Origin of the sequence: Pseudomonas allokribbensis, assembly GCF_014863605.1 — a bacterium.
In the GTDB taxonomy this organism is placed as follows: Bacteria; Pseudomonadota; Gammaproteobacteria; order Pseudomonadales; family Pseudomonadaceae; genus Aquipseudomonas; species Aquipseudomonas allokribbensis.
Map to the genome: position 1 here is coordinate 4,116,639 of NZ_CP062252.1, position 17,145 is coordinate 4,133,783.

The 17,145-nt window shown below is 60.5% G+C and carries 19 protein-coding genes; 7 read left to right on the forward strand and 12 right to left on the reverse strand.

Going from position 1 to position 17,145, the window contains the following annotated elements:
- Positions 1-67: 67 nt before the first annotated feature.
- Positions 68-1,156: a polyamine ABC transporter substrate-binding protein gene (locus tag IF199_RS18760; RefSeq protein ID WP_192558379.1), complete on the reverse strand. Its 1,089-nt coding sequence runs from the start codon at positions 1,154-1,156 to the stop codon at positions 68-70.
- A 51-nt stretch (positions 1,157-1,207) separates the two neighbouring features.
- Complete coding sequence (locus IF199_RS18765) at positions 1,208-2,509, reverse strand: NAD(P)/FAD-dependent oxidoreductase (protein ID WP_192558380.1); 1,302 nt, start codon at positions 2,507-2,509, stop codon at positions 1,208-1,210.
- Positions 2,510-2,669: 160 nt separating this feature from the next.
- Here IF199_RS18765 and IF199_RS18770 point away from each other — a divergent pair, with 160 nt between their 5' ends.
- On the forward strand, positions 2,670-3,554 hold the full coding sequence (locus IF199_RS18770) for a LysR substrate-binding domain-containing protein (RefSeq protein ID WP_192558381.1): 885 nt from the start codon (positions 2,670-2,672) through the stop codon (positions 3,552-3,554).
- Positions 3,555-3,603: 49 nt separating this feature from the next.
- Here IF199_RS18770 and IF199_RS18775 read toward each other — a convergent pair whose 3' ends face one another.
- Both IF199_RS18775 and IF199_RS18780 read right to left on the reverse strand, forming a co-directional pair.
- Positions 3,604-3,993 (reverse strand): c-type cytochrome, encoded by a 390-nt coding sequence (locus tag IF199_RS18775; RefSeq protein WP_192558382.1) that lies wholly within the window; start codon positions 3,991-3,993, stop codon positions 3,604-3,606.
- 59 nt (positions 3,994-4,052) lie between these two features.
- Positions 4,053-5,384, reverse strand: coding sequence for an aminotransferase-like domain-containing protein (locus tag IF199_RS18780; RefSeq protein WP_192558383.1), 1,332 nt, complete (start codon positions 5,382-5,384; stop codon positions 4,053-4,055).
- A gap of 91 nt (positions 5,385-5,475) precedes the next feature.
- Between IF199_RS18780 and IF199_RS18785 the strand changes: the two genes are divergently transcribed.
- Positions 5,476-6,369, forward strand: a complete 894-nt coding sequence (locus tag IF199_RS18785; RefSeq protein ID WP_192558384.1) for a DMT family transporter — start codon at positions 5,476-5,478, stop codon at positions 6,367-6,369.
- A gap of 3 nt (positions 6,370-6,372) precedes the next feature.
- Here the strand turns inward: IF199_RS18785 and IF199_RS18790 are convergent, their stop codons facing one another.
- Positions 6,373-7,194: a cupin domain-containing protein gene (locus tag IF199_RS18790; protein WP_192558385.1), complete on the reverse strand. Its 822-nt coding sequence runs from the start codon at positions 7,192-7,194 to the stop codon at positions 6,373-6,375.
- A gap of 133 nt (positions 7,195-7,327) precedes the next feature.
- Between IF199_RS18790 and IF199_RS18795 the strand changes: the two genes are divergently transcribed.
- Positions 7,328-7,846 (forward strand): carboxymuconolactone decarboxylase family protein, encoded by a 519-nt coding sequence (locus tag IF199_RS18795; RefSeq protein WP_192558386.1) that lies wholly within the window; start codon positions 7,328-7,330, stop codon positions 7,844-7,846.
- 19 nt (positions 7,847-7,865) lie between these two features.
- On the opposite strand, the gene IF199_RS18800 is transcribed toward IF199_RS18795, so the two are convergent.
- On the reverse strand, positions 7,866-9,311 hold the full coding sequence (locus IF199_RS18800) for a SulP family inorganic anion transporter (protein WP_192558387.1): 1,446 nt from the start codon (positions 9,309-9,311) through the stop codon (positions 7,866-7,868).
- Positions 9,312-9,470: 159 nt separating this feature from the next.
- Between IF199_RS18800 and IF199_RS18805 the strand changes: the two genes are divergently transcribed.
- Positions 9,471-9,764 (forward strand): DUF7693 family protein, encoded by a 294-nt coding sequence (locus IF199_RS18805; protein WP_192558388.1) that lies wholly within the window; start codon positions 9,471-9,473, stop codon positions 9,762-9,764.
- A 78-nt stretch (positions 9,765-9,842) separates the two neighbouring features.
- A complete protein-coding gene (locus IF199_RS18810; protein WP_096822626.1) occupies positions 9,843-10,388 on the forward strand; it encodes a hypothetical protein in 546 nt (181 codons plus the stop codon).
- Between the two features lie 62 nt (positions 10,389-10,450).
- On the opposite strand, the gene IF199_RS18815 is transcribed toward IF199_RS18810, so the two are convergent.
- Positions 10,451-11,065, reverse strand: a complete 615-nt coding sequence (locus IF199_RS18815) for a hypothetical protein (RefSeq protein ID WP_096822627.1) — start codon at positions 11,063-11,065, stop codon at positions 10,451-10,453.
- 118 nt (positions 11,066-11,183) lie between these two features.
- Positions 11,184-11,642, reverse strand: coding sequence for a GNAT family N-acetyltransferase (locus tag IF199_RS18820; RefSeq protein WP_096822628.1), 459 nt, complete (start codon positions 11,640-11,642; stop codon positions 11,184-11,186).
- Between the two features lie 124 nt (positions 11,643-11,766).
- Between IF199_RS18820 and IF199_RS18825 the strand changes: the two genes are divergently transcribed.
- Entirely contained in the window at positions 11,767-12,408 is a 642-nt protein-coding gene (locus tag IF199_RS18825) for a TetR/AcrR family transcriptional regulator (protein WP_192560978.1), read from the forward strand.
- A 9-nt stretch (positions 12,409-12,417) separates the two neighbouring features.
- Here IF199_RS18825 and IF199_RS18830 read toward each other — a convergent pair whose 3' ends face one another.
- The 3 genes from IF199_RS18830 to ggt all read right to left on the reverse strand — a co-directional run bounded on the left by IF199_RS18830 (position 12,418) and on the right by ggt (position 15,874).
- A complete protein-coding gene (locus IF199_RS18830) occupies positions 12,418-13,437 on the reverse strand; it encodes a lysozyme inhibitor LprI family protein (RefSeq protein WP_192558389.1) in 1,020 nt (339 codons plus the stop codon).
- A 109-nt stretch (positions 13,438-13,546) separates the two neighbouring features.
- Positions 13,547-14,080: a cysteine hydrolase family protein gene (locus IF199_RS18835; RefSeq protein ID WP_096822630.1), complete on the reverse strand. Its 534-nt coding sequence runs from the start codon at positions 14,078-14,080 to the stop codon at positions 13,547-13,549.
- Between the two features lie 66 nt (positions 14,081-14,146).
- Positions 14,147-15,874, reverse strand: a complete 1,728-nt coding sequence (gene ggt, locus IF199_RS18840) for a gamma-glutamyltransferase (protein WP_192558390.1) — start codon at positions 15,872-15,874, stop codon at positions 14,147-14,149.
- A gap of 135 nt (positions 15,875-16,009) precedes the next feature.
- On the opposite strand from ggt, the gene IF199_RS18845 reads away from it, so the two are divergent.
- Positions 16,010-16,525 carry a methylated-DNA--[protein]-cysteine S-methyltransferase gene (locus IF199_RS18845; protein WP_096822632.1) on the forward strand — a complete coding sequence of 172 codons (516 nt, stop codon included), beginning with the start codon at positions 16,010-16,012 and terminating at the stop codon, positions 16,523-16,525.
- Here the strand turns inward: IF199_RS18845 and IF199_RS18850 are convergent.
- Positions 16,522-17,112, reverse strand: a complete 591-nt coding sequence (locus IF199_RS18850; RefSeq protein ID WP_096822633.1) for an NUDIX domain-containing protein — start codon at positions 17,110-17,112, stop codon at positions 16,522-16,524. The two genes, IF199_RS18845 and IF199_RS18850, sit on opposite strands and share 4 nt — an antisense overlap.
- Between the last annotated feature and the right edge of the window lie 33 nt (positions 17,113-17,145).

Sequence of the window (17,145 nt, forward strand, 5' to 3'; positions counted from 1 at the left end):
ATATTTCATGAAGCGTGTTTCATGTAACGCTGTCGGTTTAATCGCCGACAGCGTTACCTCTTCAACTTCAAGTGTTGGTCTTGAGTTTGGTCCACAACCGCGTCGTCAACCGGGCAATCGCCGCCGGCAACTCTTCCACGGTGAACAATTTGTCCATCACCTCTTTAGGCGGATAGATCGCCAGATCCTGTTTCACCGCCGGTGTCAGGAACTCATTGGCAGCCGCGTTGGGGTTGGCGTAGTGAATGCTGTTGCTGATGTTGGCGATCACCTTGGGTTCAAGCAGGTAGTTCATGTAGGTGTAGCCGTTCTTCTCGTGGGGCGCGTTCTTGGGCATGACCACCATGTCGAACCACAACGTCGTGCCTTCGTCCGGGATCGAATAGGCGATGTCGATGCCGTTTTTCGCTTCCCTGGCACTGGCGGCCGCCTGGACCACATCGCCGTTGAAGCCGATCACCGCACAGACGTTGCCGTTGGCCAGATCGCTGATGTACTTCGACGCATGGAAGTACTGCACGTAAGGGCGAATCTTGAACAAGGCCGCTTCGGCTTTTTTGTAATCCACCGGTTCATGGCTGTGTGGCGGCAAGCCCAGGTAGTTGAGGGTGATCGGTAGTACCTGAGTCGGGTTGTCGATGATTGCCACGCCGCACTGGCTCAACTTCTTGATGTTGTCCTCTTCGAAGAACATCTTCCACGAGCGGGTAACGTCCGTGTTGCCGAAGATCGCCTTGATCTTCTCGACGTTGTAACCGATGCCGGCGGTGCCCCACATGTACGGATAACCGTATTGATTGCCCGGGTCGTTGACTTCGAGTTTCTTCATCAACTGCGGATCGAGGTTCTTCCAGTTCGGCAGTTGCGACTTGTCGAGTTTCTGGATGGCGCCGGCCTTGATCAGTCGCGACAGAAAGTGGTTCGACGGACTGACCACGTCGTAACCGGTATTGCCGGTCATCAACTTCGATTCCAGCACTTCGTTGCTGTCATGAATGTCGTAAGTGGCCTTGATGCCGGTGTCTTTGGTGAAGTTGGCCAGGGTGTCGTCGGCGATGTAGCCGTTCCAGTTGGAAATGTTGACCGCTTCGTCGGCAAGAGCGCCCGCCGAAGCTGTTGCGAGCAAGACCGCCAGGGAAAGTGTATTGACGCGCATGTTCTGTCACCTGAATTGAGTGGCTTTTGTTCTTGTGGGATGTGCGGAATTTCAGATTTCTGTTCTGGCCCTGACCGCCTCCACGCGCATGCGAAGCATGGCACCGATATCGAAGAAAGGTCGCGGCGGCAGCCAGCCCGGTTCGGCCCGTTGCATCACCGATTGCAACAAGGGCGAGTCGATGCCCGACGCCAGCTCCGCCAACAGCCGTCCCCACAGGGTTCCGCGCGCCACGCCCGAGCCGTTGCAACCGGCCACGGCGAAAACGCCCTCCTCAACCCGGTCGAAATACGCCTGGCCGCTGCGGGTCGCACTCAGGTGGCCCGTCCAGGTGTAGCGAATGTCTTGCTCGCCGAGGAACGGAAAACGCCGTTGCAGACCGCGCACATGATGTTGCCGCCGCAGGACCAGCTCGCTGTTGGACAGGTCCCGCGTGCGGTATTCGGCGGTATTGCGAATCATCACCCGGCGATCCGGGGTCAACCGCACGGTGGCGCCCAGCGGCCGGGTCGACAGCACGCCCCACGGCTCGACCGAACCGATGGCCGCGAACTCCTGATCCGTGAGCGGACGCGTAAGGCTGGCGCTCAACTCCATCGGGAACGTGGCACTGTCGTTGATGCCGACGCGGGGAATGAAGGCGTTGAGGCACACCAGCACCTGCTTCGCCTCGATACTGCCTTCGGCACCTTGGGCGCGTAGACACCCCTGACCGACACGCTCAAGACCGGAAATATCGGTGCTCTCGAACACCGTGACGTTGTCCGGAAGTGCACTGAGCAAACCCTTCACGTACTTGGCCGGTTGCAGCAGCGCGTTGCCATTGCCACACCAGATCGCGGCCTGATAGTGGCGAGTGCCGAGCTTCTGGCTCAGCGCCTCGCCTTGCAGAAACTCGGCGCGGGCACCGAGGGCGCGCAGCGTGGCCAGTTTCGTGTCGACCTGATTGAGCTTGGCCGGATCGTTCACGGCAAAGAAGTACCCACTGTCGCGGAAGTCGCAGTCGATGGCGTGTCGGGCAATTCGTTGGCGGACTTCTTCGCTGGCGGCGCGGGAAATCGCCGTGTCGACTTCAAACCCGGCAAAACCTGCGGCGCCGATCAGTTCACTGTCGGCCGGGTGTTCATGGGCGACGACAAAACCCGAGTTGCGCGCCGACGCGCCCTGCGCCGCCGATTGCCGATCCACCACCACAATCCGCGCCTGGGGATGCAGTTGCGCGAGGTTATGCGCGGCGCTGAGCCCGGTGATGCCGGCCCCGATCACCAGCCAGTCGGCTTTTTGCGCTCCGCTCAGGCGACCGCGTGCCGGGGAGTTTCCGGCTTGCGCGATCCAGCCACAGATATTGTCCATGCATCACCTCGTTCGACTGTCGTTCGGCGACTTGCCTTCTTCTGATGGCCATGCGTGAATCGCATGCCCGTGTTGTGAAGATCGCCGCCAGAGCTAGAATCTATAAGGTCTTCGAACGCCTCACCAACGCTAAGAAATCATCGAGCCATTCTGAAAACGCATGGATAAAATTCGCCACGTCCCTTCCCTGCAAGCCATGCAGGCACTGGTCGAAGTCGCCCGATGCGGCAGCTTCACTCAGGCAGCGCAGACGTTGTGCCTGACCCAAAGCGCCGTGAGCCGGCAGATCCAGCAACTGGAGAGTCACTTCAACGTGGCGCTGTTCGTGCGCACCAGTCGCAACCTGCACCTGACCCCGGAAGGCGAGCAGGTTTTGGCCAGTGCACGGAGCATCTTCGAGCAACTGAAAACCCTCAAAGAACGCCTCACGCCGCAGAAACGTCCATTCCGCATTCGCATGCACGTGTCGCTGGCAGTGCGTTGGCTGCTGCCCAAACTCAGCGACTTCTATCTGCGCCATCCCGAGGTATCGCTGGCCATCGAAACCGTCGCCACCGAAGTCGTCGAACCGACCGGCGACAGCGATGCCTACATCCTTTACTTGCCGACAGCATCAAGCGATCCGGATTGCCTGACGCTGTTTCAGGAAACGCTGGTGCCGGTGTGCGCCCCGAATCTGGCCGGAGCACCGCGCTCAGTGGAAGCGTTGCTGCGCTTCCCGCTGCTGCATCGCTCAGTAGATCGCCAGGCGTGGATCGAATGGCTGGCCGCGAACGACGGCAAACCGCTGGAGGATTACCGGCACATCCCGTTCAACCTCGATGAACTGGCACTGGATGCGGCGGCGCGGGGATTGGGTGTGGCGGTGACGGACATGACGCTGGCGGCAGAATCCATCGAGCGTGGCGTGCTGGTGGTGCCGTTCGGGGAACCGCTGAAAACCGGGGGGATTTACTCGTTGTGCTTACAGCCGTCGGCGGCTTCGCATCCGGCGTGTGGGGTCGTGATGGGATGGTTTGCGGGGAAGGCCGAGCGCGAGGTTTGAACGCAGACGTCACACGGGAGCTGTCTTACTCAGCTCCCGTGCAAGATTTTCATTGCTGGGCAAACGTCTGAAGATACGCCAACAGATTATCGATCTTCTCCTCGTCACTCAGCCCCCAGAAGATCATCCGCGTCCCCGGCACCACGCCCTTCGGGTCCTTCAGATACGCCGTCAGCGTTTCACGGTTCCAGGTCACGCCGGAGTTCTTCATGGCATCTGAATACACGTAGTTCGCCGACGTCCCGGCCGGGCGGCCGATGATGCCGTTGAGTTCCGGGCCGAATCCGGGGCGGGCGGATTCGCCGACCTGATGGCAGCCGCCGCACAGGCGCGGGAAGATTTTGGCGCCGGCCTCGGCGTCGCCCGCCGCCAGGGCGGGCGTGCTGAGCAGGCCTGCGTTGAGGATCAGGGCGAAGGTCAGTAAGGCGCGTTTTTTCATTGCAGGTTCCGGACTGGCGTAAATCGGGCGGCGCAAGGGTAACATTTTGTGGCGATCGGCTATTGGTAGGCGCCCACCACCTGCCGGACTTTTATCAGCGCCTGACGCAGTACATCCATGTCCACCGACCCCAGGGCAATCCGGATCGCATGGGGGATGTGCGCCGAAACCACGAACGGTTCAGCGATCGATACCGCAATCTGCTGCTGCATCAACTCGACCACGACCTGATCGGCGCGCGCGTCCTCCGGCAATGGCAGCCAGAGGAAATACGAGGACGGATGGCCAATGTGCACGATGTCTTTGAGTATTTCGCCCGCCAGCACCTGACGTGCCCGAGCGTCGTGACGTTTTTGCGCTTCGAGCACCGTGACGGTGCCGTCGTCGAGCCAGCCGCAGGCAATGGCAGTCATGACGCCCGGAGTGTTCCAGGTGGTGGCGCGGATGATGCGCTCAAGGGCCGGGACGGTTTGCAGCGGCGCGGCGATGAAGCCGACGCGCAGGCCGGTGGCGATGTTTTTCGAGAGACCCGAGACGTAAATCGTCCGCTCCGCTGCCAGATCGGCCAACGGTGGCGGCGGGTTATCGACCAGAAAGGCGTAGGCCGCGTCCTCGATGATCGTCAGATCATGCTGTCGGGCAATCGCCACCAGCTGTTCGCGCTGATCAAGGGACATGACCCAGCCGAGCGGATTGTGCAGGGTCGGCATGCTGTACACGGCACGCACCGAGCGGCTGTGGCAGAGTCGCTCCAGCGCCGGCAAATCCGGCCCGTGATCGGTCACCGGAATCGCCACCACTTCCAGGTGCAACGCCTCAGCCAGCACCTTGAAGCCGGAATAGGTCAAGGCATCGGCGGCAATGACATCCCCGGGTTTGAACAGCGCCATCAGCGCGACGGCCAGTCCCTGTTGCGCCCCGTTGACGATCAGCACTTGCCCGGCATCGACCTTCAGGCCACGGGTTTGCAAATGCCGGGCGACCGAGGCGCGCTCGTGCACTCGGCCGGCGTGGGGTTGATAGCGCAGCAGCGCTTCGAGGTCGCCGGAGAGCGCCAATTGCCGCAGCGCCGTTCGCAATAACTCGGCCTGACCGGGCAACGACGGGTAGTTGAAATTGAGGTCGACCATACCGACCGCCACGTCTTTCTGATCGATGCTGTGCCCCGGCGGCAACGACATCTCCCGCACAAACGTACCTCGCCCCGCTTCGCCGCTGACCAGGCCCATCGCCTCAAGCTCCGCGTATACCCGCGACGCCGTGACCAGCGCCAACCCTTCGCTGGCGGCCAGTTGCCGGTGGGTCGGCAGCCGCGTGCCGGGCAACAGGCGACCGCTGCGAATATCGGCGGCATAGGTATCAACGAGGGTCTTGTAACGGGAGCGCGGCATGTCGGGATGTATCCATGACAATTCTTTGATTGTGCTGATTCTCAGCCCTAGGATGAGCCACAAGCAACCCCACTCTTGAGCGTGACCCAACATGGAACGAACCACGAATCTGCCCGCACCGGCCCTGGAAAAAACCAGTGGTTGGATCAACGGTTTCATCGGCGTCGTGATTTTCAGCGGTTCGCTGCCGGCCACGCGGCTGGCGGTGCTGGAATTCGACCCGGTGTTCCTCACCGTCATCCGCGCCGCCATCGCCGGGGTGTTGGCGCTGTGCCTGTTATGGCTGTTTCGCGAACGACGACCGGCGCGGGATCAGTGGTTCTCGTTGTTGATCGTGGCGTTGGGCGTGGTCGTGGGTTTCCCGTTATTGACCGCCCTTGCGCTGCAATACGTGACGTCGGCGCATTCCATTGTGTTTGTAGGATTGCTGCCACTGGCGACAGCGATTTTCGGCGTGTTGCGCGGCGGTGAACGGCCGCGTCCGGTGTTCTGGATCTTTTCGGTGCTGGGCAGTTCGCTGGTGGTCGGTTTTGCTGTTTCACAAGGCCTGACCGCCTCGCCCACCGGCGATCTGTTGATGCTGGCGGCGATCCTCGCCTGCGGTCTCGGTTATGCCGAAGGCGCAAAACTCTCGCGTACCCTCGGCGGCTGGCAAGTGATCTGCTGGGCGTTGGTGCTTTCGTTGCCCGCGATGGCCGTATTAAGCGTATGGCTGGCGCCCGTCTCGTTCAGTGGCATCAGCGTGTCGGCGTGGGTGTGCCTGGCTTACGTTTCGCTGTTCAGCATGCTGATCGGTTTTGTGTTCTGGTATCGCGGACTGGCTCAGGGCGGGATTGCTGCGGTCGGACAGTTGCAGTTGTTACAGCCGTTCTTCGGTCTGGCGCTGGCGGCGACGTTGCTGCATGAACAGGTCAGCGTCGGCATGCTGGTGGTCACGTTGGGCGTGATCCTGTGCGTCGCCGGGGCGAAGAAATTCGCCAAATGACCTTCAACTCACTCCCGCTTTCCACTCCCGTGGACTGAGCCCGGTCTTGCGCCGAAACGCCCGGGCCAGCGCCGAAGGGCTTTCATAGCCGACTTCTTCGGCGATCAGGGCGATCGGCCGCCCTTCGCGCAGACGTTTCTGCGCGAGGCTGATTCGCCAGCTCACCAGATAATCCACCGGCGTCTGCCCCACCACTCGCCGGAAGTGCTCGGCAAAACCGGCACGGGACACATGCGCGGTCGCTGCCAGTTCGGCAACACTCCAGGCCTTGGCCGGTTGGTCATGCATCAGGCTCAACGCACGGGAAATCTTCGGATCCGCCAGCCCCGCCATCATGCCCGGCTGCTGGTCGCGACTGCTGATGAGATGCCGCAGCAGCAGAATCACCAGCAACTCGAACAGCCGATCCATCACCGCTTCGCGCCCGCAGTGGCCGTCGAACGCTTCCTTGAACAGCCACTCCAGGGTGCTGGCCATTTCAGGAAGGTCGACGAGTTTCAGCACCAGATAATCCGGTAATGCCGCCGCCAGCGCATTGCCTGCACCGCCATCAAACGTCAGTGAGGCGCACACCAGTTGCGTGTTCATGGCTTCATCGGCGAACAGTCGGTGAGCAAACGGTCGGGGGAAGAAAATCAGGGTCGGTTCACTGAGCGTGAGTTCGGGGTCATTCCCCGGTTTGAGCAGCACCTGCCCGGCCTGCAACAGATGCACATGACCGCAGACTTGATCGCCACCATAGGCACTGATGCCGCAGAAGGTGCCGCTGTGGAAGGTGCCGGCATTGACGCCGAAGTGGCTGAGCAACGTGGACAAGCGATCCATGGAAGAATCCCTGACGGAAGGTTTGGACGATCTGTCGCATATCCTCGACGATTTGCACCCAAAGCACCAGTCGCGCTCAATAACATGACCTCCATCCCCGGCGCACTTCGCACCGGACTTTCGGAGAATCACCATGAGCCGCATCGTTCCTGTCAGCCTCGAAACCGCCACTGACGCCACTCGCCCGACGCTTGAAGGCGTGCAGAAAAAAATCGGCTTCCTGCCCAACCTGTTCAAGACCCTGGCTGTTGCGCCCGCCGCACTGGATGCCTACGTGCAAATCTCCGCCACACTGGGCAAAACGTCCCTGAGCGCCAAGGAAAAAGAAGCGGTGTACCTCGCCACGTCGCAGGTCAACGGCTGCGATTACTGCCTGGCGGCGCACACCTTGTTTGCCAGCAAGGCCGGACTGGCAGCGCAGGAGATTGTCGAGGCGCGTCACGGTCGGCTGAACGCCTTCGCCACCCTCGCCCATCAACTGACGGAAACCCGTGGCCATCTGAGCGATGAACATATCGCCGCCGCCCGCGCTGCCGGCATCGACGACAAGAAGATCATCGAAACGATCGCCATCGTCGCCGCGCAGACCCTGACCAACTACCTCAACAACGTGGCGCTGACCGACATCGATTTCCCGGCCATCGATGCCTGATCAGTGACCGGGGTCGATCTCAGTCGTGATCGACCCCGGCGCGTTTCAGCAATTTCTTGCAGCGCTCGGACAGGTGAAACACCTGCAATTGCTTGCCGGCCTTGGCGTAACGTTCGCGCAGGGTTTTCAACGCAGCGATGGCCGAGTAGTCGACAAAGCTCAGGTGCCGGCAATCCAGCGTCACCCGCTGTGGGTCGCTGGCCGGGTTGAACTGATTGAGGAACGGCGTGGTCGAGGCAAAAAACAGCGTGCCGTGCAGGCGATACAGTTTGCTGCCGTCGGCTTCCAGATGTTCATCGGCGTACAGTTCGCGCGCTTGCTGCCAGGCAAAGTTCAGCGCCGCGATGATGATCCCGCACAGCACTGCCGTGGCCAGATCGGTGAACACCGTGATGGTGGTTACCGCGATGATCACCAGCACATCGTTGAGCGGCACTTTGTTCAGCACCCGCAACGAGGCCCAGGCAAACGTCTGCTGCGACACCACGAACATCACCCCCACCAGCGCCGCCAACGGAATCCGCTCGATCAGCGGCGACAGAAACAGAATGAACAGCAGGATCAACACCCCCGCCACCACCCCGGACAACCGCCCGCGCCCGCCGGAACTGAGGTTGATCACGGTCTGGCCGATCATCGCGCAACCACCCATGCCGCCGAACGCGCCGGACACCATGTTCGCAGCGCCCAGCGCCACGCACTCGCGATCCGGGTAGCCACGGGTTTCGGTGATTTCGTCGGTGAGGTTGAGGGTCAGCAGGGTTTCCAGCAGGCCGACCATAGCCATCAAAATCGCGTAGGGCGCGATGATGCGCAGGGTGTCCAGCGTCCACGGAATGTCCGGCAGCGCGAACGTCGGCAGACCGCCGGCGATGTGCGCCATGTCGCCGAGGGTGCGGGTCGGCAGGCCAAGCAGATAAACCAGCAAACCGACGCCTAGGATCGCCACCAGCGCTGGCGGCACCGCGCGGGTCAGGCGCGGCAGGAGGTAGACGATGGCCATGGTCAGCAGCACCAGCCCGGTCATCAGGTACAACGGCGTGCCGCTGAGCCACTGCTCACCGCTTTTGAAATGCTCCAGTTGCGCCAGCGCAATGATGATTGCCAGACCGTTGACGAACCCTAGCATCACCGGGTGCGGCACCATGCGCACCAGTTTGCCCAGGCGCAACAGCCCGAACGCCATCATGATCAAGCCGCCGAGCAACACGGTCGCCAGCAGGTACTGCACGCCGTGCTGCACCACCAGCGCGACGATCACCACCGCCATCGAACCGGCCGCCCCGGACACCATGCCCGGCCGGCCGCCGAACAACGCGGTCAGCGTGCAAATGATGAAGGCGCCGTACAGGCCCATCAGCGGATTGAGGTGAGCCACCAGCGCAAACGCAATGCATTCGGGCAACAGGGCAAACGAGGTGGTGAGTCCGGCCAGGACATCGGCGCGCAGACGAATCGGTTTCATGGCTTACCTGACAAAGCGGCCGACACGGGCGGCCACTGCATTCGCGGGAAAAAGAGGGTTGCGGATGTTACGCAAATGCCCGGGCACGGGCCAGTGATCGCTGACAGGGACGGGTTGGCGCTCTATGCTTGCGGGCTTCATTGATCTACGGGTTTGAACATGTCACCTCTATCCGCCCGCGAAGTTTGCCAGTGCCTGCGTGATGCCGCGCTGGGCGTGCGCCATTTCCGGGTGACGGGCCCGCGATCCGGTCAGGTTTCAGTCGACATTGAAGGCTGGAACCTGCAACTCGACTTCGACGGCCAACACCTGCACCACTGTTGCGACTGTCGTTGTCCGCAAGGTCGTCGATGGACACTCGACACCCGGCAACGCTTTGGCACCGATCCGGTCAGCCTGCTGAGTACCTGGGAACTGGCCCGGATCGAAGCGTTGTTGCGACAGGTTGATTGACTCACGGCAAAGAAGGTTGCCGGATGATGGCACTCTGCCCATAATTCGCCCCCCTTCTTCAACGCGCAAGGAACTGCTGTGAAAAAAACCCTGCTGTTGGTCCCGCTGTTTGCTCTGCTCCTGCAAGGCTGTGGCATGACCATGACCCGCTACGAGCCAAGCTTCGACAACGTTCAAAAGCTCAAGCAAACTCCGCCGCTGCACGCGATCAGCAATCCGCAGGTTACCGCCGAGTCGGGCGAAGGCTCGTTGATGGTCCGCGCCAACCCGATCAAGTCGCCGACGGGCAGCATCCCGGCGCATATCCAGGACGCGATCACCGAAGAACTGCGCAAGGCCGGCCTGCTCGACCCGAACGCCACTCGCCACCTGCAAGTGCTGGTAGTGAAAAACCAGTTGAATGCCGGGATGGGTACCGGTGACGGCAAGATTGCCGCGCGCTTCACGATGCTCGACGGCAAGAACGTGGTGTACGACGCGACCAAGGAAGTCAGCCATCAGTGGAACAGCAGCTTCTTCGGCTTCATCGCGATTCCCAACGCGACCAACGCCTACAACCCGATGCTGCAGGATTTGCTGAAGGATCTGTACAGCGATCCTCAGTTCATCCAGGCCCTGAAGTAAGGGCAAAAAAAAGAGCCGCGATTGCGGCTCTTTTTTTGGCTTCCTGTCGACGGGCGAGTCGTTCAGAGTGCCGAGTATTTCGGGCTGTTGCTTTCAGCCCACTGCTTGAGCAGCGCGTTGACCTGACGATTGAAAGTGTCATTAACCGCGTCTTTAGGGGTGTTGGCCATCAGCGGGATAAACCAGATACCGAACCAGGTGCCAACCGCGTCATGGTTGCTGGCAGTGGCCATCGCCTGGCCGTTCTGGTCGAGGGTTTCCAGGCTCAATGTGTACTGGTCGGTGCCATAGGCCGGGATGACCATCATGCTGAAACCGCTGATGAACGCCAGTACCATCGAACCGGCATTCGGCGGATGGTTGTACATCTTCAGGCGCAGGCTGTAATCGCCTGGCTGCTTCTCGAACTGATCGAGGGTCACACGGCCGAACAGACCTGAATCCTTCAGGATCTTTTGCAGCTGTGGCTTGAGATTGTCACGCGCTTGCGGAATTTCCACGGCGGAAGCGCTTTTCGGCTCGCCCTGGTAGAAGTCGAAATCCACATAAACGTTAGGTTTGTTGGTGTAGTTGGCCATCGATGGCAGCGTGACCGGTGCTACTTCATCCTTGGTGAAACTGGCACAGCCGCCCAGCGTGAGCACCAGACCCAGCGCAAGGATTTTCCCGAATTGCATGATGTCGTCCCTAAAGTGATATCAAAGAGCCTCCATTGCGGAGCGCCGGGGCGGATTCTAGTGATCGCCCGCGCTCGGGAAAAGACCTGATTCGGGAAAACCTGAAAATATTGCCGGCTCAGCCCTGCCGCAGGTCGAGCACGTAAGTGTAATACCCGGTGTCACGCACCCAACCGAGAGACTCGTACAACCCCTGGGCGGTGAAGTTGTCAGTGGCGGTTTCCAGCACCAGCCCCTTGGCACCGGTTTCCACGGCGAAGTCGCGCGCGGTGTTCATCAGCAATCGTCCGACGCCACGACCTCGGGCGGCCGGCGTGGTGAACAGGTCGCTGAGCAGCCAGGTGCGGTGGGCGTCTATCGAAGAAAATGTCGGGTACAACTGGACGAATCCCAGCGCATTACCGCTTTCGTCCTCAACCAGAAAAATCGCCGATTCATTGCCGGCCATGCGCTCGGCGATGAAGGCCCGCGATTGCGCCAGGTTCGACGGCTGGCCATAGAAACCGCGATAACCATCGAACAGTTCGGCTACCGCATCCAGATGTTCCGCGTGGGCGCGCAGTGCCTGAAGACTCATATCCCCTCCCCGATCGATTCCAATGATTGCACCAGCATAGCGCTGTCCGTCGAGTACACTGGCTTAACCGCTATATAGTTTTGTATATTGCGAGCCCGAAATGGCCAGATCTTCCATGCCGTCCATGAGCAGCATCCGCGAACGCAACCAGCAACAGATCCTCAAAGCCGCCAGCGAAGAGTTTGCCGCCAACGGCTTCGACGCGACCCAGACCCGCGACATCGCCGCCCGTGCCGGGGTGCCCAAGGCCAATCTGTATTACTACTTCCAGAGCAAGGAAAACCTCTACGGCAAAGTGCTGCTCGGCTTCGTCGAGCCGCTGCTGGAAGCCTCGGCGGTGCTGCGCGAAAGTGATGACCCGCTGATCGGCCTGCGCGCCTACGTCGCCGCGCGCATCCGCATTGCCCGCGAGCATCCGGCAATTGCCAAAGTGTTCAGTGGTGAACTGCTGCTGGGCGGTCGCCAGTTGCCCGACGAATGCCGTGACCTGCTGCATGCCGAAGCCAGGCGCAATGTCGAGTGCCTGCGCAGCTGGATCGAACGCGGCTTGCTGGCCCCGGTCGATCCCGAGCATTTGATGTTGTTCATCTGGTCGGCGACGCGCACCTACACCAATATCGGCTGGCAGATGGGGCGCATCACCGGGCGGGAAGTGCCGCAGGATGAGGATTATGCGGTGGCGGCGGATACCATTACGCGGCTGGTGCTGGGCGGTGTGGTGTCCGAGCCGGTGAGTGATGTTCGCAGGTTGATGTTTGCGACTTGAGCGGGAGGGTCAGGGCATGATGTCCAGAGGTAGTGCGTGGTCGCCTTCCATCCGTTCGTACCAGGCCTGGAACTGAGCAGGCAGACGCTTTTTCCATTCCGGTACATTGGTGTAATAACGGGCTCGCGTATGGCCCTCTTTATCAGGCACCAACATCAGCACCCAGAAACGGTTACTGGCCGCACGCATCAGAATGGCCGCGTTCACATTGCCCAGTCCGCGCACCCACATCTCGATGATCTCTGCATCAGGCACATCAACCGCCGGGTCGCCGACGGTCATGGTACTCGTACGGTCCACCAGCTTCTGATAATCACCCTTGAGCAGTTTATGCAACGCCTGATCCTCTTGCTGCGTACGAGCAAGTCCAAGGCTGAGCAAGTTGTAATTCATCGAAAGTGGTTTATCAGACGCCACATAACGACCTGAGTAGAAGACGCCCATACCTCCACCGCAATCACCGTCGCCACCATTCTGTGTGACGTCCAGGACACCATTGATCGCTCGAAAAACAAGCGTGCAACTACCCTCTTCGAAACGGGCTTCACCACCATTCAACACAGCAATACCTTCCAGATCACCAGAGTTGGCGCCCTCCTGTGCTGAAACCCCAAAGCGGATGTGTGTGGCGTCCTGACGCTTGATGATCACTTCAGATGCCGAGTTCACCCCGTGAGGAATCAACTGCCATGTGGCATCCCAGGTGAACGCTCTGGTCGCATGTTCCAGCTCACTCAGGCGCATCAGATATTGACGACGCATGCAGGCCGGTTCGGCGCCACAAAGGCTGCGGTTCTTCAACCATGCTCTTTGATCAGCCTTGAGCGTTTGCGGATCTGCAACCTGCACCACCGCTGTCCTCCAGACCTCCCCAAGCTTCTCATCAAGTCTCGACGTATACGGATCAGCGCAAATGGCTTTTTCAACCGGGCTGGAAGCGCCAGCGCAGTCAAAACTGGCAGCGTGAGTGTTGGCAGCAAAAACGAGAGACGTCAGCAGCAAGGCGTGACGGAGATTGAAAGCGAGCATCGACAGATTCCATTCCTGAGGCGGCGGCAGTATGCCGCGCCCGGGCTATCGATGCTCTGGATTTTTCACCGGTTGCAGGCAGACAACCGGGGGCTTCGGCAAAAGAGCATCAGAACGCGATGTCAGCCGCCGGCTTCACATCGATCCGTGCCACGGAACCGGTCAGGTGCGCCCAGTCCTTGTTGTGCTCGGCGATGATGTCTTCGGCGCTCATGTTGCCGTTGTCGACGGTGGAATGTGCGTCGGCCGCCAGTTCCACGTCATAGCCCAGTTGATGGGCCTGGCGCACGGTGGCGTTGACGCAGTAATCGGTTTGCAGACCGCAGATCACCAGGCGGTCGAAGTCTTCCCGGGGGATCAGTTTCTGCAGGTTGGTCTGGTAGAACGAGTCATTGGCGGTCTTGTCGACGCGCAGATCGCCCGGCGCGGTGGCCAGGCCGTCAGCCAGTTGCCAGCCCTCGGTGCCGTGGACGAACGGACTGTCCTTTTCGTTATGCTGGATCAGTACAACTGTAACCCCAGCCTTGCGCGCGCGGGCACTGAGGCCGTTGATGGTGTCGATCACCCGTTTGATGTCGTGGCACTCGTATTCGCCTGTGCACAGGGCGCGCTGGACATCAATGATCAGCAATGCGGTGGTCATGGTGAGCCTTCCTTGATCGGTCCTTGAGACAGGGGCGGACGTGTGCCCGCCCCCTTTTTACCCTTCTCAGTAACCCAATGACAACCCGGTGTTGCGCCGTGGATCGTTGGCGCCGTAGAAGCGGTTCTTGCCGACCGGTTTACCGCCCAGCGACGGCGCGCCGACCAGAATGGCAGCGATGTGGTTGGCGTCCTGCGGACCCGCGAACTTATGGCCCCAGCTCTCGAGAATTTTCTTCGTGTCGGGGCTGGCGGCGAAGTCTTCGAGGTTGGTCTGTTCCGGCATCCACTGCTGGTGGAAACGCGGCGCATCGACCGCTTCCTGCAGGCCCATGCCGTAGTCGATGACATTGAGCATGGTCAGCAAGGTTGCCGTGATGATGCGACTACCACCCGGCGTGCCCACCACCATCACCACCTTGCCGTCCTTGGTCACGATGGTCGGGCTCATCGACGACAGCGGCGCCTTGCCGGGCGCGATGGCGTTGGCTTCGCCCTGCACCAGGCCATACATGTTCGGCACGCCGACTTTCGAGGTGAAGTCGTCCATTTCATCGTTGAGGATCACCCCGGTCTTGCTCGCCATCACGCCTGCGCCGAACCAGTCGTTGAGGGTGTAGGTGACAGACACCGCGTTGCCCCATTTGTCGACGATCGAGTAGTGCGTGGTGTTGCTGCCTTCGTGCGGCGCAACGCCGGGTTTGAGTTCCGCAGACACGCCGGCCTTCTGCGGCTGGATCGCGTTGCGCAGCTTGGTCGCGTAGTTCTTGTCCAGCAGATGTTCGATCGGGTTCTTCACGAAATCCGGGTCGCCCAGATAGCTGTTGCGATCCACATACGCGTGGCGCATCGCCTCGATCTGGTAGTGCATGCCTTGGGCCGAATGGAAGCCCAGATCTTTCATCGGGTAGCCTTCGAGGATGTTCATGATCTGGCAGATCACCACCCCGCCGGAGCTTGGCGGCGGTGCCGACACGACGTGATAACCGCGATAGTCGCACTCCACCGGAGCCAGCTCGCGGGTCTTGTATTTGTCGAGGTCGGCCTGGGTGATGATGCCCTTGTTGGCCTGGCTGGAAGTGACGATCGCGTCGGCGACCCAGCCTTTATAGAAACCGTCCGCACCTTTTTCGGAAATGGTGCGCAGGGTTTTACCGAGGTCCTTCTGCACCAGTTTCTGCCCGACCTGCATCGGCTCACCGTTGCTCAGAAAGATCGCGCCGGAGTCTTTGATGTCCTTCTTGAACACGTCGGTGGCGTAATCCAGCAGATCGACGTCGCCCTGTTCCAGTTCGAAACCTTCTTCCGCCAGTTTGATCGCCGGGGCGATCATGTCCTTGCGCGGCTTGGTGCCGTACTTGCTCAGCGCCAGCTCCATGCCGGACACGGTGCCAGGAACGCCAACGGCCAGGTGACCACGGGTACTCAGATCAGGAATGACGTTGCCCTGCTTGTCGAGGTACATGTCGGCCGTTGCGGCCAATGGGGCTTTCTCCCGGAAGTCGAGGAAGGTCTTGCGTCCGTCCGCCAGTTGAATGGTCATGAAACCACCACCACCGAGGTTGCCCGCTGCCGGGTAAACCACCGCCAGTGCGTAGCCTACGGCGACCGCCGCATCCACCGCATTGCCGCCACTTTTCAGTACATCGACACCCACATGGGTCGCCAGATGCTGGGCGGTGACCACCATGCCGTTTTCGGCGGCAACCGGTGCCACGGAGGCGGCGTGGGCCATGAGGCAACTGAGCGCCAATGAGGTCGCAATCAGCGATTTGGCAAAAGGTTCGTACTTCATGAGTCGGTCTCTTCTTTTTATAAGGTAGGAAAGCGCTTCAAGAGCATCAGCCAGTATGGTCGCGATTGCGGTTTGCGCCTCCCCGATCCGGCAGTATGCTGGGCGCTGTTGCCGAGCCGATCCGGAGTTTTCCCCATGGCCTACACGTTCATCACCCTGCCCTCGCCCGTTGGCGAGTTGAAGCTGGTCGCGAACGGTTCACGACTGGCCGCCATCCTCTGGGAAAACGACAAACCGAATCGGGTGCGCCTCGGGCCGATGAACGAAGCCCCGGACAATCCGGTGTTGATGAAAACCGCGCAGCAACTGGAAGAATATTTTGCCGGGACGCGAAGTGCGTTCGATCTGGATCTGGATTTCGCCGGCACCGAGTTCCAGAAAAAGGTCTGGGCCGCATTGCTCACCATTCCGTTTGGCGAAACCCGCACCTACAGCCAGATTGCCCGGCAGATCGGTCACCCCAGCGCAGTGCGCGCCGTCGGCGCGGCGAACGGCAGAAACCCGATTTCGATCATCGCGCCCTGTCATCGGGTGATCGGAGCGTCGGGAAAACTGACCGGGTTTGCCGGAGGCCTTGAAGCCAAGGAGCGGTTGCTGACACTGGAAGGTGGCCAGTGGTCGGACATCGGCAAGACCGGTGATCTGTTTTAAGCGCCGAAGAAGTGATTCATCGCCGCGTACTGCAACAGCATGATGGTCTTGGCATCGCAGATTTCGCCTCGATGAAACGCTGCCAGTGCATCGTCGAAACGCCACTCCAGCACTTCAAGTTCTTCGGTTTCCTCTTCCAGGCCGCCGCCATCGCCGACCTTCGACTTCGCGTCATATTCGGCGACGAAGAAGTGCAGCTTCTCGGTCACTGAGCCCGGGCTCATGTATGCCTCGAACACCTTCTTCACGTCATGCACGCGGTAACCGGTTTCCTCCTCGGCCTCATCGCGAATGCGCTGCTCCGGTGCTGCGCCTTCCAGCAACCCGGCAGCGACCTCGATCAGCAAACCGTCGTGACCGTTGACGAACACCGGCAGACGGAACTGGCGAGTCAGTACCACTGTGCGTTTTTCGCGGTTGAACAACAGAATTGCCGCACCATTGCCACGGTCGTAGACCTCGCGGGTCTGGCGTTGCCATTCACCGTTGTTGCGCAGGTAGTCGAAGGTGATTTTCTTCAGCAGGTACCAGTCGTGGGACAACACCTGAGTGTCGACGATATTGATCCGCTCGGCGGTGTTGGGCATGACGCTTCATCCATTGTTGTCATCGGGAAGCCC

Coding starts and splice junctions, on each gene's coding strand:
- IF199_RS18760 (WP_192558379.1), bottom strand. CDS start 1,156: ATGCGCGTCAATACACTTTCCCTGGCGGTCTTGCTCGCAACAGCTTCG.
- IF199_RS18765 (WP_192558380.1), bottom strand. CDS start 2,509: ATGGACAATATCTGTGGCTGGATCGCGCAAGCCGGAAACTCCCCGGCA.
- IF199_RS18770 (WP_192558381.1), top strand. CDS start 2,670: ATGGATAAAATTCGCCACGTCCCTTCCCTGCAAGCCATGCAGGCACTG.
- IF199_RS18775 (WP_192558382.1), bottom strand. CDS start 3,993: ATGAAAAAACGCGCCTTACTGACCTTCGCCCTGATCCTCAACGCAGGC.
- IF199_RS18780 (WP_192558383.1), bottom strand. CDS start 5,384: ATGCCGCGCTCCCGTTACAAGACCCTCGTTGATACCTATGCCGCCGAT.
- IF199_RS18785 (WP_192558384.1), top strand. CDS start 5,476: ATGGAACGAACCACGAATCTGCCCGCACCGGCCCTGGAAAAAACCAGT.
- IF199_RS18790 (WP_192558385.1), bottom strand. CDS start 7,194: ATGGATCGCTTGTCCACGTTGCTCAGCCACTTCGGCGTCAATGCCGGC.
- IF199_RS18795 (WP_192558386.1), top strand. CDS start 7,328: ATGAGCCGCATCGTTCCTGTCAGCCTCGAAACCGCCACTGACGCCACT.
- IF199_RS18800 (WP_192558387.1), bottom strand. CDS start 9,311: ATGAAACCGATTCGTCTGCGCGCCGATGTCCTGGCCGGACTCACCACC.
- IF199_RS18805 (WP_192558388.1), top strand. CDS start 9,471: ATGTCACCTCTATCCGCCCGCGAAGTTTGCCAGTGCCTGCGTGATGCC.
- IF199_RS18815 (WP_096822627.1), bottom strand. CDS start 11,065: ATGCAATTCGGGAAAATCCTTGCGCTGGGTCTGGTGCTCACGCTGGGC.
- IF199_RS18820 (WP_096822628.1), bottom strand. CDS start 11,642: ATGAGTCTTCAGGCACTGCGCGCCCACGCGGAACATCTGGATGCGGTA.
- IF199_RS18825 (WP_192560978.1), top strand. CDS start 11,767: ATGAGCAGCATCCGCGAACGCAACCAGCAACAGATCCTCAAAGCCGCC.
- IF199_RS18830 (WP_192558389.1), bottom strand. CDS start 13,437: ATGCTCGCTTTCAATCTCCGTCACGCCTTGCTGCTGACGTCTCTCGTT.
- IF199_RS18835 (WP_096822630.1), bottom strand. CDS start 14,080: ATGACCACCGCATTGCTGATCATTGATGTCCAGCGCGCCCTGTGCACA.
- ggt (WP_192558390.1), bottom strand. CDS start 15,874: ATGAAGTACGAACCTTTTGCCAAATCGCTGATTGCGACCTCATTGGCG.
- IF199_RS18845 (WP_096822632.1), top strand. CDS start 16,010: ATGGCCTACACGTTCATCACCCTGCCCTCGCCCGTTGGCGAGTTGAAG.
- IF199_RS18850 (WP_096822633.1), bottom strand. CDS start 17,112: ATGCCCAACACCGCCGAGCGGATCAATATCGTCGACACTCAGGTGTTG.